Source organism: Chryseobacterium cupriresistens, from assembly GCF_046614675.1.
In the GTDB taxonomy this organism is placed as follows: domain Bacteria; phylum Bacteroidota; class Bacteroidia; order Flavobacteriales; family Weeksellaceae; genus Chryseobacterium; species Chryseobacterium cupriresistens.
The window spans coordinates 95785-120949 of sequence record NZ_JBKKJT010000005.1 but is presented as its reverse complement, the minus strand read 5'-3'; the positions used below and the strand labels follow the sequence as shown (position 1 = coordinate 120949).

The following is a 25165-nucleotide window of genomic DNA, read 5'->3' as shown; positions in this document are numbered from 1 at the left end:
CCGTCATGAAAATAGCATACATTATCCCGTTATTATTTTTAAGCACTATTATCTATGCGCAGGAAAATAAAAAGGCAGCTCCGACAGAGGAAGATCAGACATTGGTTGTAAAACAGGCACAGGAACAGCAGGCTAAACTCATGCAGGAAGCTAAGGAAAATAATGAAAAGAAAACCGTAAACTCAGGTCTTGCTTCTGATCAAAGCCTTGAAGTAAAAAAACAGGAATCCAAAACCAAAGCAGCTGCAGACAATTCAGGCAAGCTTCTTCCCAACACAGCTAGTCTCGAAGACCTCAAAAAAACAATTCCCAACAGACAGGCATATCACAATACTACAAATTCTAGGAACACAAAAATGAATGTTACCGGGCTGCCTAACACAGCAACTCTGGAAGAAATAAAAAAAACGATTCCCAAAAACTAATAACTCTCAAAGGCTAATAACCTCAAAAAGCTGATAACCAAACTAGATTTTTCAATCAAAGAAGTCCGCTGCAAGGCGGACTTTTGTATGGTAAGGGAGCTTCATTAATCCCAATCAGCAGCTACAAATTTCATTGAATTTCCATGATCATCGGATAAACTCAAAAAATGCCCGTCAATAGAATAATGAGTCATCGTTTCTATTTTCTTCTGAAAAGACATTTCAAGATTCATATCCTGACAGGCTTTCATTGTACTCACTCCTTTTGAGATTTTCACATTTCCTCCTGTTTTAAATTCAGTCATAAAAGACATCCGGTTGCATCCCATATAAGAGCTCGCCTGAATTTTACCCTTTACCTTATTGGCTGTCAGATTGAATTCGGCTTTATTAGCCATTAATTGGTCTTTTGAAAAACCATCAAAAGAAACCAGCATCCATTGCCTTTGAAGAAAGGGATCTTTGGCGGGTACTGAAGAACAGTTCAAAACAACTCCTAAAAGTAAAACTGTAAAAAGTGGTAATAGTATCTTTTTCATGTGAATTATCATCCCATTTTCATACCATTCCGGGACAGAATCTCGTAAAAATTAGTAAATTAGCGACACAAAAATTATTTTATAAAATGAAAAGACTATTTCTACTATTCACTTTCTTACTGGGCTTTGCTCAGATGAGGGCGGATGAGGGGATGTGGCTGCTAATGCTCATCAAAAGACTTAACGGTGTTGATATGCAAAAAGAGGGTCTGCATCTTACGCCTGAAGAAATTTATTCAGTGAACAATTCAAGCTTAAAAGATGCTATCGTAAGTTTCGGTGGTTTCTGTACAGGGGAGATTGTTTCTGATAAAGGACTTATATTTACCAACCACCACTGTGGTTACGGTGCTGTTGCTGCGGCTTCTACACCAGAAAAAGATTATTTGAAGAACGGTTTCTGGGCAATGAAACAGAAAGACGAATTCAATGCAAAGGATCTTTATGTAAGATTTTTAGTAAGAATGGATGATGCTACGCAAAGAATCAATTCTAAGCTAAACAACAATATGACCGGAGCAGAGAGAAAAGCTGTTATCGATGCTGAAACTAAGGCTATCCAGACAGAAAACTCTGAAAACGGAAAATATACGGTAGTCGTAAAAGATTTCTTCAACGGAAATGAATTCTACTATTTTGTATACCAGGATTATAAAGATATCAGATTGGTAGGTGCTCCGCCTTCATCATTAGGAAAATTCGGAGGAGATACAGATAACTGGGAATGGCCAAGACACACTGCAGACTTTACCGTTTTCAGAGTGTATGCTGATGCTGCAGGAAATCCTGCTGAATATTCTCCAAGCAATACTCCGCTGAAGCCTAAGCATTTCCTTCCGGTTTCTCTTAAAGGAATTAAGCCTGGTGACTTCTCAATGATCTTAGGATACCCTGGAAGAACAAACCGTTACCTGACTTCTTACGGAATTCAGCAGATGGTAACTAAAGATTATCCGGCATGGGTTGAAGCTTCCAAATTGGCTATGGACGTTATGAAAAAGTACATGGACAAGGATAAGGCAACTCAGCTTAACTATGCTTCTCAATATGCTTCTGTAGCTAACTACTGGAAAAACAGACAAGGTACTATCGATGCCGTAGAGAAAAACGGAACTATTTCTGACAAACAAAAGATTGAGGAAACTTACAATAAGTGGGCTGCAATGCCAGGAAATGATCAGTACAATGGCGTTTTAGAAGATATTGGTATATACTACAAGCAGGTTTCTGATAGAAATGTTGAAAGAAACTATGCAACTCAGTTTACAAGAAATGCAAAATATATTACCCTTGCTGCTCAGGTCGGATCTGCTCTTAAAGCCTATGCTGCTCAGGATATGCAGGGAAGATTGGCAATGAAAGCTAAAACTGAAGCTGCCATCAAAGCGGCTTATGAAAACTTCAATCCAGCTTTGGAAGGAGAAATGCTTGCTGCTATGACCAGCCTTTACCAGGCAAGAGTTAAAAACCCGGACGTTGCTTCTGCTACTATTTTAGGACTGGATGCTAAGACCGTTTCTAACTTAGCGTATTCTTCAATCTTCGCTAATAAGACTTCTGCAACGAACTTCTTATTAAACCCGGATGCATTGAAGCTTGATGCTGACCCACTTTGGAAAGCAGCTAACGGAATTGTTGCTGATCAAAAGATAAGCACAGACAGATTTGTAAAAATAGATGACAACTTTGCAAAAAACAACCGTCTGTTCTTAGCGGGATTAATGAAAGCTATGCCTGAGAAGAAATTCTACCCGGATGCTAACTCTACCATGAGATTAACTTACGGTACTGTAGATAAATTACCTATCAGAAATGACAGAAACTACTTCGGAATTACTGATAACTACTATACAGATATGACCGGTCTTGTTGGAAAATACAAGAAAGGGGATGAAGAATTTGATCTTCCTCAAAGAGTGATTGATCTTTACAACCTTAAAGATTTCGGTCAGTATGCTGATGCTGCAGGTTACATGCCTGTAAACTTCCTTTCTAACAACGATATTACTGGAGGTAACTCTGGTTCTCCGGTAATTGACGGAGACGGGAACCTTATCGGTATTGCTTTCGACGGAAACAGCGAAGCATTAAGCGGTGATATCGTATTCGAGCCTGAATGGCAGAAAACCATCAATGTAGACGTTCGTTTTGTTCTTTGGACAATCGATAAGTTTGCGGGGGCAAGAAGATTAGTTGACGAGCTGAAGCTTGTAAGAGATGCCAATACTCCGGCGGATACAAAAACTAAAAACTCAGGTACTACAACAATGCCTAAGAAAGCTAAAAAATAATCATCTTAACCGATATATTTTTAAAACCGTGAAATTTACTTTCACGGTTTTTTTATTTTTGATTATTAAAAACAAAAAATATTTCATCATGGATGCAAAACCTATCCAATTCACAGCCATTATTCAACAGAACGGAGCAATGAATGCTGCGTTTGTAGAATTTCCATTTTCTACAGAAGAATTGTTTCATAAAAAAGGACAGGTAAAGATAAAAGCCCTGTTTGATGATAAAGTTGAATACCGTGGAAGCCTTGCCAAAATGAAATCCGATTGCCATATTTTAGGCTTGACACAGGAAATCAGGAAGAAACTGGGTAAAAGCTTCGGAGATGAGGTTTCCGTCTCCCTTATTGAAGATAAGGAGGAAAGAGTGATTGAAATTGCAGATGACATCGCCCTTGTTTTTAAGGAAAATCCTGAAGCAAAAGCTTTATTTGATGCAATGAGCTACACCCACAGAAAGGAATACATCCGTTGGATTGAGGAAGCCAGGAAACCGGAAACCAGAGAAAACCGAAAGATAAAAATGATTCAGATGATTCTGGACGGAAAAAAGGGAATATAATTGATTTTATTTTTCATTCTAAAAACTATACCTGAAAAAAAACTGAATTAAGAAAATATTTTTTGTCAGGATCACAAAAAGTAGCCGACTATAGTTACAGATATCAATTATAACTATAAAAATTTACTTTTATGAACAGGTTTATTTTCAGAACATCAGTTTTAGCAGCAGCTACTCTAGCTGCATTTACTCTTTCTTCATGCCGTGATTCGGATAATGCCATGATGACGGATACGGCTTTTCAAAGAACTATTACTTTTGAAAACATTGTAACTCCCAAAGATTTTGTGCAAAGCGGAAGTTTTCAGGGAACGGGAACTCCTCCTGTTATTATGCCCGGACAATCGGTTTCTGTTACATTCAGTGCAGGAAAAACTCAGGCTTTAATGTTTGCCACCATGTACGGGGCTTCAAAAGACTGGTTTTTTGCGTCCCAGCAGCCAGGTATCAAACTGTTTGATGCCAATGGAAATGCTATTACCGGAGATGTTTCTTCAAGTGTCCGGTTATGGGATAACGGAACCAAAAATGATACCACCGGACAAGTTGAAAGCAAGCCTGTCATGCAGGTTCCTAATGTCAATGCTTCCCAGCTTATGAAACTCAATCTCTCTTACAATGATGTAAGTTCGGAGTTTACGCTCACCATTACCAATACATCCGGCGGAACGGCCAACGAAACTCCTTTTTCTCCAGGTGTATGGGCTGTTTCCAATTATAATGGCTCTCAACTGCTGAACAGTGCTCCGTTTTTTACTCCTGATGCTTTATCAAATCCTGAAATTACAGATATTGCTCAAATGGGAAATATAAGTAAAATGATGACGAAACTGAACGCAAACACAGGAATTATGACCGGGCTTTCTCCTGCCCTGGTGGTTGTGTACCGCGGCGATAAAAATCCAATTTATGAATTAGGCAAATCAGACAGCGGAATAGGTCTGAAAGACATTGCACAGTTTGGAAACGTAACCAAGCTTCAAAATAGTCTGAAATCTCTATCTGATGTGAAAGGTGTATATGTTGCGGGGAGTGCTCCTGTAGCACCGGGAAGCAAAGTAACAACAAGTTTTAATGCTGAGCCGGGCGATAAAATTGCCTACGTAACAATGTTCGGATTTTCCAATGACTGGTTCTATGCCAATGAACAAAATATTGATGCGGATACTAAAGGTGACCTTAGTTCAAAAACTTCACTATTTGATTCCGGGACGGGCATTGACCAATATCCGGGAGCCGGAAATCATCAGGCTCTGTTTGGCGGAACTCCACAAAGTGAAAACATGAGCATTTCCAAAGTAGGAACCCAATATCCTGTTCCTGCTGTACAGCATGTGATTAAAGTAACCATCAACTAATCTTCAGATAAGAAAAGGTCAGACAATACTGTTTGACCTTTTTTATTATGCTGTTCGGAAAATAAAAGTGTATCCGTTTTATTATTGTTTCAGGGCTCCTTCCAGATATTGTTTTCCTCCTCCATTGGTAACGGTTATAAAGCCTTCATAATGGCTTACCTTCACTCCCAGGTCGTTATTTATTTCTTTAAAATATCCAGCATTTTCTCTGTTATAGAACGTATCTCCCTGCCAGAGAAATTGTGCAGACTGTCCTGTTTTGTTTTGAATTGTAAGAACTCCCAATGGATTTACCAATCCCCGTGATTTAATATCCACCACTGCACTTTCATTAGCAGCGAAATCTTTTGACAATACTATAACGTTATTCATCTATCCTGTTTGGTTTTCAGTTAATTAAGAAAATGAAATAAGATTTTTTCATTACCCTGATACAAATATCCTGGCCCACTGCGACAAAACCTGACGTATTTGCCGAATAAAAATTAAAAGCCCAAACATATTCTGTCTGGGCTTTTTCAATGATTCAATACTATTCAACCGGAATTCCGAGATATTTTAAGTAGGAGTCCAGCATTTTTTTATCAAATACCGGTTCCTGAATGCCTGATCCCTCCAGATACTGAATAACATTGGAACAATCCCATATATAAGTATTCTGGTAAAGTTCTACAGTGGATAAGCCTTCATGAATATTGTCCCTGAAAAGACTTGTTAATGGATACAATCGGTTTTTACTGTCATCTTCCCACTGCTTTCTCCATTCTTTATAAGGAAGATTTTCGAGTGTGAAAGGATAATATTTTTTCAAAAGTTCGAAGAATTCTTCTAAAGTGAGATCGGTTTCCGGACGAGCAATCAGATTGAATTTTTTGCCTATCGCATCTTTATTTTTTGTGATATGAGCCATGGCTTTGGTCATATAATCTACGGTGATAAGACCTTCTCTAAGCTCTGTAAGTGCCGGGTAAGATTTGAACTCTATACAGTTTTTCACCAATCCGGACCACCATTGGTAAGAAGCACTTGCTCCTGTTTCGCTGTGGCACATGGCATATCCGAGACGGTAAGTAATCAATGGCAGTCCTTCTTTTGCTGCTAAATCGGCAACCGCTTCCATCACCCATTTACTTCTTACGTATCCGATATCTTTACTTACAGACATCAGGTTCTGCTCAATATCATCCGATTCAAGCATTACCGTTTTTCCTGTAAATATATGCCCCCAGCTGTATACGGAAATGGTTGACAGCAAGGCGAGACATTTTGTTCTTTCTGCTCCTGCCAGTTTTATGACTTCCCTTAGTCCTTCTACATTGGGAGCTTTCATATAGGAATAGGGTTCTATGAAGTTCACGGAACTTCCGGAATGATAAATCAGATCGGTTTGCCTGGCAAGCTTTGTAAATGTTTCTTGAGACAATCCTAAGGATGGCAGGGTCAGGTCTCCGATAACAGGAATGATCCGTGATTTCTGTTCCGGATTCTGTGGAATATGGTATTGTTTAAAGCATTTGTCAATCTTTTCCATCGCATAGAACTCATCCTGAGCTCTTACAAGGCAGTAAATATCAGCATTTGTAGTATCCAGAAGTTCCTGCAACAGGTGAATTCCTACAAATCCTGTAGCTCCCGTTAAAAATATAGCGGCAGGATTTTCCACCTGCTGAGGATCAAATCCGCCGGCAAAAACAGTTCCGGGAGCGAGATACACATCTTTCTGAAGTTCTACATAGGGCTCTACATCTTCCACGGGGATAGCTTCTCTGGTTTCTCCGGATCTCTCAATAAGAACTTCCGACAGCTGCTGCAGTGCCGGATACTGATAGATATCCCGCAGATACACCTTCACATCCAGCTTTCTTTGTAAAGCTACTGCAACAACTGCAACCAGCAGTGAGTTTCCTCCGATATCAAAAAAATTATCTGTAATATTAATAACAGGCCGCTCCAATGCAGACGACCAGACATCTGTAATAATTCTCTCTGTCTCGTTAGTTGGCGGTTCAGATGAAACCAATTCTTTTACTTCTTTATCGGCCAGATTTTTTAATACCTGAATATCTGTTTTACCATTTGCTGTTAACGGGATTTTATCTATAAAAATAATCTGTGCAGGAACCATATACCCTGGAAGTTCTGCCTTGAGAGCATTCCGGATTGATGAAATATCTGTTGTCACGTGGGGTTTTAATACAACAAAAGCAATCAGGTATTTGGTACTTCCTTCCGTTTCCTTACCAATAACCACAGCTTCTTTAATATTTTCCTGCCGGATCAGTGAACGTTCTATCTCCCCAAGTTCAACCCTGAATCCCCGGATTTTTACCTGATTATCAATTCTTCCTAAGAATTCAATCTCACCATCCGGTTTCCATCTGGCCAGGTCTCCCGTACGGTACAGTTTTTCTTTTTCATTGAATGGGTTGGTAATAAATTTAGCATCCGTAAGTTCTTTATTATTAAGATACCCTTTTGCTAAAAGATTTCCTCCAATACAGAGTTCTCCAACAGCTCCTACGGGCAGCAATTCCTTGTTTTCACCTAAAATATAGGCTTTTGCATTGGCAATGGGTCTGCCAATAGATGAAACATATTTCCCGTTAATATCTTTCACTTTTTTATAAGTAGCGTATACGGTACATTCTGTGGGACCATAATAATCCACCAGCTCATAGCTTAATTCTGAAGTAAGTACCGGCTTTAGCTTCTCACCTGCTGTAAAGAGATATTTGAGCTTCAGGTCATTATAATTGCGGGTAATATCCACTGCAGAAGGAGCGAGAACAGTAGGCACAAAGCCATGGGTAATATGATTTTTTCTGTAGTAATCTATCAACGCCTGAGCTTCTGTTCTATCCTCATTGTCTGCAATAAAAACCGTTGCACCTGAAGTAAGGGCCGACCATATTTCCCACACAGAAATGTCAAATGCCAATCCCGCCACGAGAGTCAGTTTTGAACTGTGATCCACATGAAAATGATGGTTGTGCCATGTTACCAGATGTTGTATGGCCTGATGGCTAATCATTACACCTTTGGGTTTACCCGTCGAGCCTGAAGTATAAATGGTATATGCAAGGGCATTCTGATGGATATTAATTCCTGGATATTCTGATGATAACTGATTAAGATTCTCCATATTGCTCAGACCAAATACTTTTACCTTTTCGGTTTCTGATAAAAGTTCTCCAAGAATTTGATTGGTAATGATAAGATCAGCAGTGGTGTCGGAAAGAATATATTCAACTCTTTTGACAGGATAAGCAGGGTCGATCGGAACATAGGCCGCACCTGTTTTGATAACTCCAAGTACAGCAATGATCCATTCTAAAGAGCGGTCCAGCCAGATGGGAACATATTTTCCTTCTTTGATACCATGGCTCAGTAATAAGTTGGCTACCTGATTGCTTCTCTGATCCAACTCTCCATACGTAATCTTCTGATTCTGATAAACCGCAGCAGTCTTATCAGGATGAAGGATTACCTGTTTCCGGAAAAGAGATTCCAGGGTTTCTTCATGATGATAATCCCAACTGGTTTTATTAAATCCGTTGAGCAATTTTTCTCTGTCTTCAGAAGACAGTAATACCGCTGAACCTATCGATAAGGTTCCTGATGAGGGAATTGTGTTTGACATAATAATTTGATTTGGATTGGTTTAAAAATTTGTGAGTGGAGTTTCAACTATAGAAAGCATTTAAAAAGTAAAGACATGAGGAATAACCACCGTTTATTTACTACATGTGTTTTCTTTATTCGTTTCTCAAAACTGGATGATACAGGTTATACACCGACCTCTGTATGAGTGGATCGGCATTCTGCATTCAAACGTTATGTATTTATTCAAAAAGAAGTAAGAATATATTTCTTCTATCCTTATAAATGAGGTACGCTTTCTATGCAGTATTTATGAATTTGACTTCCATAATATGATATTATAAATAATTTGGTAATCAAACTTAACATAATATTTCAACCTATGTGTTACATAATTCCTATGTTAAACTCACAGGTAAGAATTAAACTTATGAAAATAAAACTTAGTATTTAGTTTTAAATCAACGAAATAGAATAAAATCAACCATTCCAGAATTCACGGTCCAGACTTCTGTATTGTATAGCTTCAGAAATATGATGTGACAGGATATTTTCAGATTCTTCAAGGTCGGCTATTGTTCTGGCAACTTTAAGAATTCTGTCATAAGCTCTTGCCGAAAGATTAAGTTTTTCCATAGCTAATTTGATGAGACCGAAAGACGTTTCATCCAGTTCACAATAGGCCTCAATTTCCTTAGGTCCTATTTGAGCATTACTGCTGATATTGAGGTTTTGATATCTTTTATTCTGAATATCTCTTGCTTTCAAAACCCGCTCTCTGATATCTTTGCTCTTCTCTCCTTTTCTTTTCTCGGAAAGCTGTTCAAATTCTACTTTCTGAACTTCAATATGAATGTCTATTCTATCTAAAAGAGGCCCTGAAAGTTTGTTCATATACCGCTGCATTTCATAAACGGATGAGGTATTATTAGGGTCATCGGGGAAAAACCCGCTTGGACTGGGGTTCATAGAAGCTACCAGCATAAAACTTGCCGGATAGTTTACAGTAAATCTGGCTCTTGAAATCGTTACTTCACGATCTTCCAAAGGCTGTCTCATGACTTCCAGCACAGTCCTCTTAAATTCGGGCATTTCGTCCAGAAACAAAACTCCGTTATGAGCAAGAGAGATTTCCCCTGGTTGTGGATAACTTCCTCCTCCTACCAGAGCAACATCTGAAATAGTATGATGTGGAGATCTGAAGGGACGAACAGTCATCAATGATGTTTCTGTTCCTATTTTCCCGGCTACAGAGTGAATTTTTGTTGTTTCCAGCGCTTCTTTCAATGTCAGAGGAGGTAAAATACTGGGAACTCTTTTGGCCAGCATTGTTTTCCCACTTCCCGGCGGGCCGATCAGAATAATATTATGTCCACCTGCTGCTGCCACTTCCATAGCTCTTTTGGCTGTTTCCTGGCCTTTAACTTCAGAGAAATCAAAAGGAAAATTATTGATCTTTTCATGAAATTCTTTTCGGGTATCCAATGTCACTTTTTCAAGCGCTTTTCCTTCGTTGAAAAAATCGATAACCTCTCTGATATTTTCTACTCCGTACACATCGAGGTCATTTACAATGGCTGCTTCTCTGGCATTTTGTTTTGGAAGAATGATTCCTTTAAACCCTTCTTCCCTGGCCTGTATCGCAATGGGCAAAACACCTTTAATCGGCTGTAAACTTCCGTCCAGGGAAAGTTCTCCCATAATAATAAAGTCTTTAACGTTCTCTGCCAATATCTGATCTGAGGCGGTTAGGATGCCAATAGCAATACTGAGATCATAAGCAGAGCCTTCTTTTCTAAGATCTGCAGGAGCCATATTAATGGTAATTTTCTTTCCGGGAATTTTAAATCCTACATTTTTCAATGCTGCAGAAATCCTGTAACTGCTTTCTTTAATAGCATTATCAGGAAGCCCCACAAGATGGTATCCTACTCCTCCGGTATCTACATTCACTTCAATAGTAATTGTCTGTGCAGCCACTCCATGAATGGCACTTCCATAAATTTTGATCAGCATGGTGTGTTTTTGAAGTAAAAGTAATGAATATACTATTTTGAAAATCCGGGTTTTATATTAACAGTATTCTAGCCAGACAGATATTTAAAAAAAGATTTTAAGAAAACAGATCCTCAGATATTTTTGTAGAAGCACGATGATGATAATAAAAAAACCGGTACAAATTTCTTTGTACCGACTCAACCATTATTAAAAACTAACGAAAAAGATTATGCCATCTGAATTACTGAACATTAAGTGTAAGTCAGGAAGCGGATGCCGGAAAGAGGAAATTCCTTTTTGGGGTAATTATGATCGTCATTAGATTAACAAGGATGAAAATGTATCTATGAGCGTAAAGTATTAAAATAAATCACTTCAGTTCTTCTTCAATACAAGGAACATCCCTCCTCAGACATCCAATCTTCCTTCCCACAATCAATATTTTAGCATCTTCAGATTTTATAATCCTATTATTTTTTTATAAATCTGTTTTTATATTCTGTTCCGTCTGTGCTCCTGGAAACAATGATATAATTCCCGGGAACCAGACCGCTTACATCGATCGGCTGATTATACCTGTGATCATTTTTCTTCAGAACAAGTTTTCCGGACATATCTATAATGATAACTTCTTTATAGATTTTATCAGATTCTTTACCGATATAAAGGTGCTGTGCCGTAGGGTTAGGATAAATTTTCAGATTATTATCTTTAATTTTTGTTTCTCCTGTCCCCAGATTGCTGCAGAATTCCCAATCTCCGAAAGTCACTTCAACAAAAGCAAACGGATCTAACATCTGGCACTGATCCGGACAATATTCCGTACATGCATAAAATCCGTATTTCCCTGAGCTTGTTGCAACATAGGTGTCTCCTACTACACCTGCAATAATACAAGGATCTCCTGCTACCGGCGGATTGCTCCCTGGCACACATTTGAACCAGGTATGCTTGCCATACACTAAAGGAAATATATTGTCAAACTGTACAGAAGCTCCGTTGCAGACCTTCACTGTTCCCATATTTTCTTCATAGGTGCCCGGTGTATAAGTAGTCATCATTGCCGGCAGTCCATATACAAAACCATCTGCAAATGCTGTAGGACTTTCCGCTGTACAGTCGCCTTGGGAAACAACTACCTTAAAATAATTCAGCTGGTCATTACCACTAATGGTTAACTGTTGTGATGTCGCTCCCGGAATGGCTACCCAAGGGTTGTTATTAGGGGTCTGCCAGGTCCATTCCTGTTTATACCACTGATAACTTGCGTAAGTCTGTGTCGTGGAAAGAACTTCATCTTCCGTATCACAGAATAAGATCGTTCCCGGATATTTTTGTCCGAGTCTCGCACTGGTAATTGTAGGCGTGCACTGTGCTTTTATATCCAAGACGGAGAATAATAAAACCACTAAAAAGATTAGTTTTGTTTTCATATATCAATTATTAAGTTTGGTGTTTTAAATGGGCTGCATTAATCCAGCAGCACTCTGATTCCGAATTTCATATTAAAATGAAGGGGCTTTTCTTTATAAATGGTATTCGGAGCATTCTCTTCTTTAAAATGATATCCTATTCCCGGTTCTGCATAAATTCCAACCTTGTCAATGAGCTTCACCTGCAGGCCTGCTGCCGCATTAACAGAAAACTGGAAAGGTTTTGGCTCCAGACGTTCTTTTGAGGATTCCTTTATTTCATCATTCACAACATATGTTGTTGTAATATTTCCTGCTATCGGTTTTTCTACCAGGGCTCCGCCTGTAATGTATCCTGTGAATCTTCCTTTTTGAATGACATTATAATTAACCTGTACCGGAATTCCCAGATAATGAACCGTCTGATCTCCTTTAATATAATTGTTGTCACTTCCGGAATGCAGTTCAGAAGACAGCTTGGTGTAATTCAGTCCTGTTCCTATTCCCCATCTTTTCCCCAAATTATAGTATACAGAAAGACCAAATGTAACAGGCACTTTATGTCTGATTCTTGCTTCTACCGGCTGACTTTGATTGGCCAGTAATATAGCCGTCAGAGGATCATCATGATATTGGGAAGTCGTCCATACCTGCTCAACGTTCATCGCTTTTCCTGTGATTGAAGCATAACCCGGAAACTGCTGTTCTGCAGAATTGGAAGCCATATTGCCTGTAAGCATACCCAGCATCCATGATTTTTTGTCTCTGGATTTTCTGATATGATGGGTTGCATTTCCTGCATATACTTCTTTTATTTTTTCCTGCTTAAAAAGAACCTCATCATTTTTATTTTCCACAACCTGCTCTTTTGCTGTATCATCAACAGGAGATAATTTCTGAGCGATCTTACTTTCCTGCTGAAAAGATTCTGAAGCCGTTGGCAGTTTAATTATATCCTTCAACTCATTTTTCCCTACGGTTTCAAAATATTTTCGGGTCTGTTCTTTCAACCAAGGTCCGGTATTCACTATATTTTCAGCTAATGGAGCTTCTGACACCGATGTCATTTCTTCTGCTGAAGCATGTTCGGCCCGTACAGGTTTTAAAGATTTTTTTTCTTTCTGCACGTTTGTCTGTCTCTGAGACAGCATTGTCTCTGTATCGTTCTGTGGCCATAATTTTGTCAGCAAAAGCAGCAATGCAATAGCAGCAGCAATTCCTCCGATACGATAAAACAGGGATTTTTGCCCTCTGCCGGCTATCTTTTCTGCCTTTTCCGTTTCTCCTTCATGCATTTCAGGAACAAATGCGGGAATGCTGCTATTTTCTTCTCCTGAAAATAATTCATCTCTGATGTCATCCCACAATCCTTCCGGAACATCCTCTTCATGGTCATCCATTCTGCTACGCAGATTATTTAGCCATTCGTTATTCATATTGTGCTTTTTTTGACATTTTAAATTCTTTTATTTTCTGAACCAGCAATCCTTTTGCACGGTGAAACTGTGATGCGGAAGAATTCTCTGCAATTCCCAGCAGCCCGGCAATTTCTTTATGGCTTTTTTTCTCAAATACAAACAGGTTAAAAACAGTCCGGTAGCCATCAGGAAGAGCTCTGATCATCATCATAATATCATCGCGGGGGATTTCTTCAAAATCCGGTTCTTCTTCATTAGGGATATCCGCAAGATCGTCTACCTCTACAGCAGATTTAAAATCCCCTTTCTGTTTAATATGCTTCAAAGATTCATTGACTGTGATACGGGTCATCCAGGCTTTTAAAGAACCACTACCTCTGTACTCAAAAGATTCTATCGAACGGAACATTTTGATAAAACTGTTTTGAAGCACATCATGAACATCTTCTTTTTCTGCCAGATAACGGGAGCATATATAGGACAGATTTCCGGAATAAGCTCCAAAAAGCTCTTTCCAGGCAGCCTCTTCCTTTTTCAGAAGGTGCTTTACCAAAATCTGTTCTTTACTTTCTTCCATATGATGCAACGGCCTCCGTATCCACCGGGATGTTATAAAACTGTCAGGCAAAAATAGATTGCATCTTTTTAATAAAGCGCAATCTATGATGATACTATTTATTTATTAATTTTTTATACAGAACGGGAAATTATAATCGATCACTTCATAAGGAGTAACCACTGTTCCGTCTACTGTAATTTTATCTGCTGTGAGCGCATATCTAAGCGTTCTATCCATCCCTACATAATATCCTTTTTGCTTAGAAACGAATTCCACAACGGTCTTTTTATTCACTCCGTCTACCGGAATCTGAAGCTCCATTGTTTTTGGGGCAAGAGTAAGCTCTATCACATTATTGGCAGTATTGATCACTGCTGCATATTTAATATCATATTTCACCTTTCCCAGTGATTTCATGGCATTTTCTGCTTTTGCAGGATCCTTTACCACAGTCTTTACAATTTCACCTATTGGAAACTCAGCAAAAGAGATTGTATCTTTTTTTACTTTAAATTCTTTTATTCCTTCTCTTTTGATAGTTCCTTGTACAATAATCAGTTTTCCTTTATAGTTTCCTGGTAACTCTTCCATTTTTACAGGAGGAATGTCCGGTCCATCATTATCATTACATGAGAATAAGGTCAATCCTGCCAAAACCATTAAAACTGTCATAAAAAATCGGGGTACTGTCAATTTTTTCATTGCATTACATTTTCGTTAAACATTAATTCTTTTTCGAGTACTCATCTATATAAATCCTGTTTCCTGAAAATCTTGCATACTTTTTTAGAAAAAAGAATAAAAATTTTATAACCTGTTGATTTTGTGAATGTAAAATTTCACCACTTCATTGCAAATTCCATACCTGTTGTGAAAATTGAGTTGTATTGATGCGACAAAAACAGCAAAGGAAACTACATAATATAGTTTCCTTTTATTATTTTTAAGGTATGCTCTATTGTACTCCGCCGCCAAGTGCTCTGTAAAGATCAACCTCAGCATTTAATTTTTCAAGGGTAACGTTGATGGCTTCCAGATCATTCTGAAGCTTATTGTTCTGGGCGGTGATGACTTCCAGATAGGTTGCCATACCACTTTTATATAACTTCAATGCATCATTGATTCCTTTGTCCAGAATAGCTGTTCTCTGTTCTAAAAGCTGTAATCTTTCTGAAGAACCTTTAGATTTCGCCATAGCATCGGAAACTTCTCCCACCGCAGTCATAACGGATTGCTTAAAATTGATGGCTGCTTTTTCCTGTTCAATCAAAGCCGTTTCATACGCTGTTTTCAGTTCTTTTTTCTGAAAAATCGGGGCAGCAAGATTAGCGGCAATGGCTTTGGTAATAGATCCGGGAATGTCAAACCATGAGCTGAACTTATTGGAATTGACTCCTATTTGCGGGCTTAAACTGATACTCGGATACATGGCTGCTTTTGCCAGTCCGGTTTTGGAATTTAAGCTGATCACGTTGAACTCTGCCATCTTCAGATCCGGTCTTCGGCTCAGCAATTGTGCCGGTAATCCTTCAGACAGTTTGTTTTCAGGAATCATTGTTTTAAGGGTTCCTTCCCTTTCTACTTTAGCGGGATATTCTCCGCAAAGAATACTTAACGCATTTTCCTGAATGGAAATATTCTGGTTTGCCAAAGGAATCAGCAGCTCAGCGGTTTTCTTCTGAGCTTCCGATTGCTGAACCGCCAATGAATTAATTTGTCCTGCCGCAAACTGAAGATTCATCATTTTAAGGGTATTGTCACTCAACTCAATATTCTGTTCGGCTATTTTCAGCTGTTCATCTAGACTGATCAGATTATAATAAACCTGAGCTACCTGAACGACGATTCTGCTTTTGATGGCATTTAAATTTTCCTTTTGTCCAAAATATTCTGCTGCTGCAGATTCTTTCTGCATTTTAGCTTTTCCCCAAATGTCTACTTCCCAGGAAAGCCTCAGTGCAGCACTGAAATCATCCATGTATTTTGTACCGACAAACTGTTCGTTCAGAGAGCCGTTAAGGGTATTTTTGGAAGCCCAGCTTCTGTTTGCTCCTGCAGTGAAATCAAGTGTTGGCATCAAACTAAGCTTAGCTTGCCTGTAGATCAGATCCAGCTGTTCTATATTTTTCAAAGCAACATTCACTTCATTGTTTCTTGAAAGGGCTTTATCTATTAAACCAATCAATTTTGGATCTTTGAAGAAAGTCTTCCATGGCAACACTACAGTATCGCCTGTCACCCGCACAGATTCTTTGTAGGTTTCAGGAATCTGAAGGTCTGTTCTTGTATATTTCTCCCCTACGGCACAAGACATCAGCAGTGATGCCATTGCGCCTGAAATAAGGAAATTCTTTATATTAAATAGTGTCATTTGTCAATTGATTTTCTATCGTATTGTACTTCTTTGTGGCAGAAAATTTCTCATCCAGATACTGAAAAAACATGTAGAGTACAGGAATGACGAAAACTCCTAAAACCACTCCGCTCAACATTCCCATGGCAGCACTTGTACTGATGGATTTGTTTCCGGAAGCCATTCCTCCTGAAGAAATCATCAGTGGAACCATTCCCACAATAAAAGCTAATGATGTCATGATAATAGGACGTAACCTTGCCTTTGCCCCTTCCAGTGCTGAATCCAGAATAGAAAGTCCTGCCTTTCGCCTTTGTATGGCAAATTCTACAATAAGGATCGCATTTTTGGCCAATAAACCGATAAGCATGATGAGTCCTACCTGTACATAGATGTTGTTATCCAGTCCGATGGCTTTTATTCCTAAAAATGCACCTACAATCCCTGTTGGAATGGAAAGCATTACCGCCAGAGGAAGGATATAACTTTCATATTGAGCGGCCAAGAGCAGGTACACGAAAAGCAAGCACAATCCAAAAATGGCAATGGTTTGATTTCCTGCTGATTTTTCTTCCAAACTCAGCCCTGTCCATTCGTAGCTGTAGTCAGATGGCAGTTTGCTTAAAGTCTGTTCCAGTTTACCCATCAATTCTCCATTACTTACGCCTGGTTTTGGAGATACGTTGATATTTAATGAATTGTAAAGGTTGTATCGCTGAACGGATTCCGGACCGTAGACTTTTTTCAAAGTAATCAGCGTATTCACTGGTACCATATCCCCTTTTTCATTTTTTACAAAAATATCATTGAAGGCCTGTTCATCCATTCTGAAAACACCGTCAGCTTTAATATTCACTCTATAGAACTTCCCGAATCTTGAAAAATTCTGAGACTGATCTCCCGAGAAATAGGTCTGAACAGTTCCCAACAGATTGGAAATGCTTACTCCCAGCTGTTTTGCTTTATCTTCGTTCACTTCCAGCTCCATCTGAGGATAATCTGCCCTGAACATCGTGTAGGCAAATGCTACTTCCGGAACCTGCATCAGCTGGCCGATCAGTTCATCTGCTTTCGCTTTAAGAACCTGAGGATCTCTTCCCATACGGTCCTGAAGTACGATTTCGGCATCATTCGTCATTCCGTATCCTTCTACCGGAGGCATTCTGAAGGTCATTACACTTCCTTCTTTGATCACTCCCAATTTTGCCGTCGCCATGTCTACCACTTCCTGGATATCCTGAACATCACCTCTTTCTTTCTTAGGTTTCAGTTTAACAAATCCCATCGCATAAGCAGGTCCCGCACTATTGCTGAGTAAGTTGTATCCTGTAATGGAAGTATTTTCCTGCACCGCTTCCACTCCTTTTAAGATATCATTGATCTTGTTGGAAACCTCTGTCGTTTTGGCCAATGCTGTCCCCGGAGGCATGCTTAAAGTGTACATAAAGAATCCGTCGTCTTCCATTGGTACAAAACTTTTTGGCGTACTTGACATCAGCCATCCTGCAACCCCGATAACGGCTATGATTAATCCTCCTGCAATCCATTTTCTTCCTATTAAAAATCTAACGCCTTTCGCATAACGATTGGTCATATTATTAAATCCTGCATTAAATGCCACAGCAAATCTTTGCCCGAATCCTTGTGGTTTTTTACCTTCTCCCGAGTGATTGTTTTTCAGAAACACGGCACACAAAGCCGGAGTTAATGTCAATGCGTTAACCGCTGAAATAATAATGGCTATGGCCAATGTATACGCAAACTGCTTATAGAATAATCCTGCTGAACCGGACATAAATCCAATTGGGATAAATACCGCCGACATCACTAAAGTAATGGAAATAACCGCTCCTGTGATCTCGCTCATTGCCTTATGAGTAGCTTCTCTTCCGGAAAGGTCCGTTCCTTCCATATTACTGTGAACGGCTTCCACCACTACAATGGCATCATCTACTACAATCCCGATGGCCAGTACAAGAGCAAAAAGCGTCAGTACGTTGATCGTAAATCCTAAAACCAGAAGGAAGAAGAAGGTACCGATAATCGCCACCGGAACTGCCACTGCCGGAATAATCGTAGATCTGAAATCCTGCAGGAATATAAAAACCACGATAAATACAAGGATAAAAGCTTCTATAAGTGTTGATTTTACCTGTCCTGTAGCCTCATCCAATCTTTCTTTGGTACTCATTACCTTTGTGTATTTGATACCAGGAGGGAATGATTTTGATAATTGGTCAAGAGCTTTGTTCACCCCAATTTCAATCTGGTTGGCGTTGGAACCTGTAGTCTGCATAATCGCCACAGTCACTGCATTTTTCCCATTGGAAAGGTTATCTCCCGTATTTGAAATCGCTCCGAATTCCACACGGGCAACATCTTTAAGCCTGATGATCTGGCTTCCGGTATTTTTAACAATAATATTTTCATATTGTTCCGGCTTGTTCTTTTTTCCTTTGTATCTGATGACATATTCTAAAGCAGCATCCGATTCTTCTCCCAGTTTACCCGGAGCAGACTCCAAACTGTGGTCTGCGATCGCTCTGGAAACATCTGCCGGCTCGAGTCCGTAAGATGACATTTTCTGAGGATTAAGCCATATTCTCATGGAATAATCCTTAAGCCCGAAAACCATGGCCTGCCCAACCCCTTTTACTCTTTTAACCTGTGGAATAAGGTTGATATTCGCATAATTTTGAAGGAAAGTTTCATCATATTGTTTATTATCTTCCGTATAAATATTGAAGATCAATACCATACTGTTCTGCTGCTTGGAGGTGGTCAATCCCATTCTCACTACTTCCTGCGGTAGTATCGGGGTGGCCTGCTGTACTCTGTTTTGCACGTTTACGGCTGCCTGATCAGCATTCACTCCCTGCTTGAATATAATGGAGATCGAGAATGTACCGTCATTACTTGCCGTAGATTTCATGTATTCCATATCTTCCACCCCATTGATCTGCTCTTCCAGCGGTGTTACCACAGAACGGATCACGGTTTCACTGTTTCCTCCGGGATATGATCCTGAAACGGTAATCGTGGGCGGAGAAATATCCGGAAATCTGGTCACCGCCAGCTGGTTTAATCCTATAATCCCTAAAATAACAATGATAAGGGATATTACCGTCGCCAGTACAGGACGGTCTATTATCTTTTTTAACATTTTTGAATTTTCTAAGAAAGGTTATACAACTATTTCAAAGGAACAGTGTGTGCCACCACCTGTGCTCCGTCTGTAAGAGCATCAATTCTGTTAATGGCAATCTTATCTCCTGCATTCACGCCTTCTTTGATGAAGTAATCCTGGGAGGTACTTCCTGAAACGGTAATCTGGGTCATTTTCACTTTATCCTTACCATTCAGTTTATAAACAAAGAATTTTTCCTGAATATCTTTTACAGAGGTTTTCGGAAGTTTAATCACCCCATTCAGGGCATTATGAATCATCACTCTGGCTGTTCCTCCGGCTCTTAATAATTTATCCGGATTCTGGAAAACAGCTTTCATCTGAATGCTTCCGGTATTTCTGTCGAAGTTTCCGCTGGCATTTTCCAGTTTTCCTTTAAGAGAATAAGTGGAACCGTCTGCCAGGATAAGTTCTACATCTTCTGCTGTATTTCCTGATGCCGCAGCTCTGCTGTGTGCAATAAAATCAGCTTCATTCATTGAGAAGTACACATTCACGCTGTTGATGCTTGAAAGCGTTGTTAGTGGTGATGGATCAGACGGACTGATAAGGTTTCCTACTCTGTTCGGAATTCTGCCTATGTATCCGCTCACTGGCGCTTTGATATACGTAAAATTGGCGTTAATCTTTGAGGATCCCAATGATGACTGTGCCTGTGCAACCTGTGCTGATGCTGCTTTATAACTTGCCTGAGCGGTTTTCAGCTGCATATCGGAAACTACTTTTCCTTCTACAAGAGGTTTCAGCTTTTCTACTTCAAGTCTTGCTGTTTCCTGTGCCGCCAGTGCTGATTTCAAGGCTGCTTCATTGGTATTGACCTGCTCGTTGTACACCGATGGATTTATTCTGAAAAGGGTCTGCCCTTTATTTACATACTGTCCTTCTTTGATATATACTGCTTCCAGATATCCTGTTACCTGTGCTTTGATATCCACATTGTCCTGTCCTTCTATACTTCCCGGATATCCTGTAGACACATCTGCATCTCCGGATTTTACCTGAATAAAATCTGTAGGCAATGCCTGCTGCATCTGATGGGCATTCTCCTGACCGCTCCCGGAACCACACGAGTACAATATCGCTGCAGCTGTAAGTGAAAGTACCAGATATCCTTTTCTGTAATTCATAACATTGGTTTTTAAATTTTACAGGAGCAAAATAACTTCATCTTACAGTGATATTCATTCAGAAGTTGGGTGAAGTGTCATTAATCGCAGATGAAACGTATGATAGGAAAAATGAAGGGAAAGCAGCTATTTTCGTTTATAAATGTGGTAAAAAAGAATATTTCGGATGAAAATATAAGTAAAATTGTCAAATACAAATTTGTGGACGATATAAGTGAAGCAAAAAAAGACTGCTTTTATAGAAGCAGTCTTGTCTGTATTTTTCCAGGATTAATAATCCATCCAGGATTTGAAAACGGAAGCTTTCTCCCGGCTTACAATCACTTCCATATCAGGCTGTTTCCTCAACTCCAGCTTTAGTTTTCCATTAAAATGATTTAAAATCTGCTTAACGGAATTGATGTGAATGATAAATTGTCTGTTGGCACGGAAAAAGAATTTAGGATCCAATTGTTTTTCAAGTTCTTCCAGGGTTTGGGGAACATTTTCTACCACTCCCGTATTCAGCATGGCTTTGCTGATTCCCAATTCGGTATAAAAGTAGAGGATATCTTCTGCCAGCACGGTTTTATATCCATCTCTATGGGCAATGAGAAAACGTTTTCTGTAGTCTTTCGGCTGGATATAATTTAATAATCCTTCAATGGCTGTTCCTACTACCGGGACGGCTTCCATAAAGGTTTCATAGCGTTTTAAGGCGGCATCCAGCTCTTCTTCTTCAATAGGTTTCAAAAGATAATCCACACTATTGTATTTGAATGCCTGTACAGCATATTCATCGTATGCTGTTGTAAATATGACGGCACTTTTAACTTCATGTTTGTTAAATATTTCAAAGCTGAGGCCATCTGCAAGTCTTACATCCATCATGATAACATCGGGAACCACATTATTTTCCAGCCAGTGTATTGTTGAGGTAATCGAGTCTTCCACAGACAGAATTTCGATATGGGGTCTTAACTTCAACAACAGTCTTTTTAACCTGTCTGCATTGGGTCTTTCGTCTTCAACGATTAAAACTTTATTAATCTTCATATCAATGGGAGTTTTACTATAAATTTATCTTCTGTTTTTTCAATCACAGGTTTAGGATATCCTAAGATTTCGTATCGTGCAATGATATTGGTAAGCCCTACTCCTGAGGAATCCGGCTTATTGATTAAAGGTAGAAATGTATTAGAAACTACCAATTCTCCTTCAGGGCTTGTATAAACATGAATCTCCAGAGGATTTACCTTTGAAGTCTGGTTATGTTTAATGGCATTTTCAACCAACAATTGTAAAGACAGCGGAAGGGTGAATCTGGATCTGTATTCTTCCTGAATATCTATTTTGAATATAACGCCTTCCCCAATTCTTTTTTCAATCAGAAAGATGTAAGATTCTAAAAATTTAAGTTCCTCTTCTACGGCAATAATGTCTTTTTTGGAATTCACCAATAAGTATCTGTATACTCTCGCAAATTTCTCGGAATAATCATACCCCAACTGCTGATCTTCAAGGATAAGTTCTGACAACACACTTAAGTTATTGAAAATAAAATGCGGGTCTATCTGAAGCTTAAGTGCCTGAAGTTCTGCCGCCATTGCAGCCTGCTTGTGTTTTGATGCCCTCAGTTTGTGCTGGGCAGCTTCTACTGCTGTTTTTTTCCAGTTTTCCAATAAATAATCAACGGTATTAAAAGCGCTGATAATCAATGATATGACAATATTAGTAGCGATCCATTGTCCCAGAAGTGTATATTCTTTGCGGGAATCCATTTCAGGTAATGTGACTGAAGTGCCATCTACGATTGCATTAATAATAATCACAATCAAAACACTTCCCACGATCTGAAGCAAACACTGAATGAATAATCGCTTTACGGTCCTGTTTCTCCAAGGAAGCCACTTATTGAGCGTCCTGTCTATAAAAATACTTACCTCAGAAATAATGATGGAAAAAAAGACAATCCATGTGGCGTCTTCCAAAATCATTTTTAAAGGAGCATCAAGGTAGCCTTTCCAAACGGGATCAAAGGGATCAATAAGGTAGGAAAAAACACAGAAAGTGACCACTGCTAACGCCCAGATCACCAGCCTTCTTTTCATGGTGGAAAGAATCTTCTTATTCCGTACTATTTTTTTCCTGATGGCAGAAATCCTGTTCATATCCGGGACTTTATGAATGTAAATATAGAAATAGATTTTATATGAATATCTTCTATTTTGGACGAGACCGCCAAAACAATACCTGAAACGTAAAATAGCAGAGTTAAAATGAATGTGACGGTTCATCACCAGAAAAAGACATTTCATCATCATTTTATGCAACATCACAGTATTTTTATAATCAGGGAATAGCTGTCTATCATAGTTTTGTGGTATTAAATCCGGTACAATGAAAACAATAATTGTCTGCACAGATTTTTCCCACGAAGCTGAAAACGCTACTCATTATGCAGCATCTATGGCTAAAGAAAACAAATACAGGATTGTGCTTTTCAATCTTCAGTCCGTTTCCATCCATGCCCTGAATGCACAGGTTTCAGCTGATTTTTTCTACACTCAAACGCTTAAAAATCAGAAAAAAATGGAGGATAAGGCGGCGGAGCTTAAAAGATTATATACTGTCGAAACCCAGCATCATCTGGCTTCCGGCAATTTTATTGAAGAGCTTGAAAACTGTATGCAGATTCACGATTGTGATTTTATTGTGATGGGAATGGCTGAAAAAACTCTGGAACAAAAGCTTTTGGGAAACAGTGTAACAAGAGCTATCCACAGAATTAAAAAACCGATACTCATTGTTCCCGCTCATATAGAATATACAGGAATCAGAAAAATTCTTTTTGCTTATGATACGCACAAAAGCATGACCTGGTCTGCCATGAATGATATTTACCACTTTATTAATGAATTCAATGCTGAGATTGAGGTATTCAATGTAAGTGAAAGATTAGAAGATTTTGCTGAGGTTATTCATGATATTGACCTGAATTCCGGGTACGATCTGGATGATATTAAGTACAGCTTTAAAATGATTCAGTCCATTGAAGTCATCAAAGCGATTGAGGAGGAAATAAAACTGACCAGTCCAGACCTTTTAACCATGATTCCTTATAAATACAATCTTGTAGAATCTCTTTTCCATCGAAGCAAAACAGCCATAATGGCCTATAAAAATAAATTACCATTACTATCAATTCCCTTAAACATAGATTAAGAATCAATAAAAATCTGTTCACATTTGAATTATCCTTTTTGCCTGTAAAGGCTGAATTTTACACTTAATCTTGTTTAACAGGACCGGGAATAGATTTCCGGTCCTGTTTTTATTTCAGAGGTTTACTATTACTTTTCCTGCAACGCGGCTGGTCTCAACCTCCAGGTGTGCCAGTGCTATGTCTTCAAACGGGAAAGTTTTATAAACAAATGGTTTCAATGCTTCCTGCTTCAATAAGCCCGCAATTGCTTCTGCAGTTTCTTTTTTAGACTGTACCATCATAAACTCAATATTCACCTTTTTCTTCCTGGCTCTCAATGCAATATCCTCAGGAATCTCAGGCGTCGGAAGTGTTATAATAATACCATTCTCTTTTACAATATCTACCGAATCCGACAAAGCTTTTCCCTGAAGGGTATCAATGACGATATCTGCATCCTGCACCTTTTCATAAAAGTTTTCCGTTGTATAATCAATATGTTCATCAGCCCCAAGCGACAAAACAAATTCTTTATTTTTACCGGATGATATACCGATAACATACGCTCCGAAATGCTTCGCCATCTGAACAGCAAAATGGCCGACACCACCTGAAGCGGCATGGACCAGAACCCTGCTTCCTTTTTTAATTCCGGCAACATCTACCAATGCCTGATATGCCGTTGAAGCAGCCATTGAGGCCGCGGCAGCCTGCTGATGGGTAATGTTTTGAGGCTTTAATGCCAGATGAGCCGCCGGAGCAGCCACATATTCTGCATAGGCATTTCCTTTTCCAAAAAAATTGACCATTCCGAAGACTTCATCTCCCGGTTTAAAATCAGTTACACTTTTCCCGGTTTCTACGACTTCTCCCGAGATATCCCATCCTAAAATAACGGGCCTCTTTTCTTCAAAAATCCAGTTCAGAACTCCTTCATATGCTCTGGACTTTACATCTACAGGATTAATGCTTACCGATACTACTTTTACCAATACTTCATCATTTCCTATGACAGGCTTATCTATTTCCGTAAATTGAAGATTTTCAACGCCTCCTGCTTCGTTTACAATAACAGCTTTCATTTTTTTTGATTTTAATTATCGGGCAAATGTAGTCTCATCATATCTTTGCAGCAAGTATGTACTTTTT

19 protein-coding genes are annotated in these 25165 nt (G+C 39.1%); 5 read left to right on the top strand and 14 right to left on the bottom strand.

All coding sequences use genetic code 11. The annotated features are described in order from the left end of the window. Nucleotides 1-5 precede the first annotated feature (5 nt). Entirely contained in the window at nt 6-425 is a 420-nt protein-coding gene (locus ACLI50_RS15035) for a hypothetical protein (RefSeq protein ID WP_110009079.1), read from the top strand. A 104-nt stretch (nt 426-529) separates the two neighbouring features. On the opposite strand, the gene ACLI50_RS15030 is transcribed toward ACLI50_RS15035, so the two are convergent. Further along, a complete protein-coding gene (locus ACLI50_RS15030; protein ID WP_202841964.1) occupies nt 530-964 on the bottom strand; it encodes an META domain-containing protein in 435 nt (144 codons plus the stop codon). An 86-nt stretch (nt 965-1050) separates the two neighbouring features. On the opposite strand from ACLI50_RS15030, the gene ACLI50_RS15025 reads away from it, so the two are divergent. The 3 genes from ACLI50_RS15025 to ACLI50_RS15015 all read left to right on the top strand — a co-directional run bounded on the left by ACLI50_RS15025 (nt 1051) and on the right by ACLI50_RS15015 (nt 5178). After that, nucleotides 1051-3255, top strand: coding sequence for a S46 family peptidase (locus ACLI50_RS15025; RefSeq protein ID WP_343640976.1), 2205 nt, complete (start codon nt 1051-1053; stop codon nt 3253-3255). Nucleotides 3256-3343: 88 nt separating this feature from the next. Beyond that, complete coding sequence (locus ACLI50_RS15020; protein ID WP_202841968.1) at nt 3344-3820, top strand: YdeI/OmpD-associated family protein; 477 nt, start codon at nt 3344-3346, stop codon at nt 3818-3820. A 131-nt stretch (nt 3821-3951) separates the two neighbouring features. Then, nucleotides 3952-5178, top strand: a complete 1227-nt coding sequence (locus tag ACLI50_RS15015; protein ID WP_411414140.1) for a spondin domain-containing protein — start codon at nt 3952-3954, stop codon at nt 5176-5178. Between the two features lie 81 nt (nt 5179-5259). Here ACLI50_RS15015 and ACLI50_RS15010 read toward each other — a convergent pair whose 3' ends face one another. From ACLI50_RS15010 to ACLI50_RS14955, 12 genes are all read right to left on the bottom strand, one after another. Continuing rightward, nucleotides 5260-5550, bottom strand: coding sequence for a hypothetical protein (locus ACLI50_RS15010; RefSeq protein ID WP_411414139.1), 291 nt, complete (start codon nt 5548-5550; stop codon nt 5260-5262). Between the two features lie 160 nt (nt 5551-5710). Continuing rightward, nucleotides 5711-8818 (bottom strand): non-ribosomal peptide synthetase family protein, encoded by a 3108-nt coding sequence (locus ACLI50_RS15005; protein ID WP_411414138.1) that lies wholly within the window; start codon nt 8816-8818, stop codon nt 5711-5713. A 440-nt stretch (nt 8819-9258) separates the two neighbouring features. Continuing rightward, nucleotides 9259-10794 carry a YifB family Mg chelatase-like AAA ATPase gene (locus ACLI50_RS15000; protein ID WP_343640875.1) on the bottom strand — a complete coding sequence of 512 codons (1536 nt, stop codon included), beginning with the start codon at nt 10792-10794 and terminating at the stop codon, nt 9259-9261. Between the two features lie 452 nt (nt 10795-11246). Further along, nucleotides 11247-12209, bottom strand: coding sequence for a T9SS type A sorting domain-containing protein (locus ACLI50_RS14995; RefSeq protein WP_110009072.1), 963 nt, complete (start codon nt 12207-12209; stop codon nt 11247-11249). 38 nt (nt 12210-12247) lie between these two features. Next, the gene (locus tag ACLI50_RS14990; protein ID WP_411414137.1) at nt 12248-13624 is read right to left on the bottom strand and encodes a porin family protein; all 1377 of its coding nucleotides are present in this window, start codon (nt 13622-13624) and stop codon (nt 12248-12250) included. Continuing rightward, the gene (locus ACLI50_RS14985) at nt 13617-14183 is read right to left on the bottom strand and encodes an RNA polymerase sigma factor (RefSeq protein WP_343640881.1); all 567 of its coding nucleotides are present in this window, start codon (nt 14181-14183) and stop codon (nt 13617-13619) included. Before ACLI50_RS14985 ends, ACLI50_RS14990 begins: the two co-directional genes overlap by 8 nt. 105 nt (nt 14184-14288) lie before the next feature. Beyond that, nucleotides 14289-14867 carry a DUF4840 domain-containing protein gene (locus tag ACLI50_RS14980; RefSeq protein ID WP_411414136.1) on the bottom strand — a complete coding sequence of 193 codons (579 nt, stop codon included), beginning with the start codon at nt 14865-14867 and terminating at the stop codon, nt 14289-14291. 253 nt (nt 14868-15120) lie between these two features. Further along, nucleotides 15121-16536, bottom strand: a complete 1416-nt coding sequence (locus ACLI50_RS14975) for an efflux transporter outer membrane subunit (protein WP_411414135.1) — start codon at nt 16534-16536, stop codon at nt 15121-15123. Next, the gene (locus tag ACLI50_RS14970; protein ID WP_411414134.1) at nt 16523-19681 is read right to left on the bottom strand and encodes an efflux RND transporter permease subunit; all 3159 of its coding nucleotides are present in this window, start codon (nt 19679-19681) and stop codon (nt 16523-16525) included. Before ACLI50_RS14970 ends, ACLI50_RS14975 begins: the two co-directional genes overlap by 14 nt. A 29-nt stretch (nt 19682-19710) precedes the next feature. Beyond that, a complete protein-coding gene (locus ACLI50_RS14965; RefSeq protein WP_411414133.1) occupies nt 19711-20832 on the bottom strand; it encodes an efflux RND transporter periplasmic adaptor subunit in 1122 nt (373 codons plus the stop codon). Nucleotides 20833-21102: 270 nt separating this feature from the next. Further along, nucleotides 21103-21867: a LytR/AlgR family response regulator transcription factor gene (locus ACLI50_RS14960; protein WP_411414132.1), complete on the bottom strand. Its 765-nt coding sequence runs from the start codon at nt 21865-21867 to the stop codon at nt 21103-21105. Further along, on the bottom strand, nt 21864-23234 hold the full coding sequence (locus tag ACLI50_RS14955; RefSeq protein ID WP_411414131.1) for a sensor histidine kinase: 1371 nt from the start codon (nt 23232-23234) through the stop codon (nt 21864-21866). The genes ACLI50_RS14960 and ACLI50_RS14955 overlap by 4 nt, the downstream gene beginning before the upstream one ends. Here ACLI50_RS14955 and ACLI50_RS14950 point away from each other — a divergent pair. Continuing rightward, complete coding sequence (locus tag ACLI50_RS14950) at nt 23212-24036, top strand: universal stress protein (RefSeq protein WP_330744838.1); 825 nt, start codon at nt 23212-23214, stop codon at nt 24034-24036. The two genes, ACLI50_RS14955 and ACLI50_RS14950, sit on opposite strands and share 23 nt — an antisense overlap. Nucleotides 24037-24150: 114 nt before the next feature. On the opposite strand, the gene ACLI50_RS14945 is transcribed toward ACLI50_RS14950, so the two are convergent. Further along, a complete protein-coding gene (locus tag ACLI50_RS14945) occupies nt 24151-25098 on the bottom strand; it encodes an NADP-dependent oxidoreductase (protein WP_411414130.1) in 948 nt (315 codons plus the stop codon). Nucleotides 25099-25165: the final 67 nt, after the last annotated feature.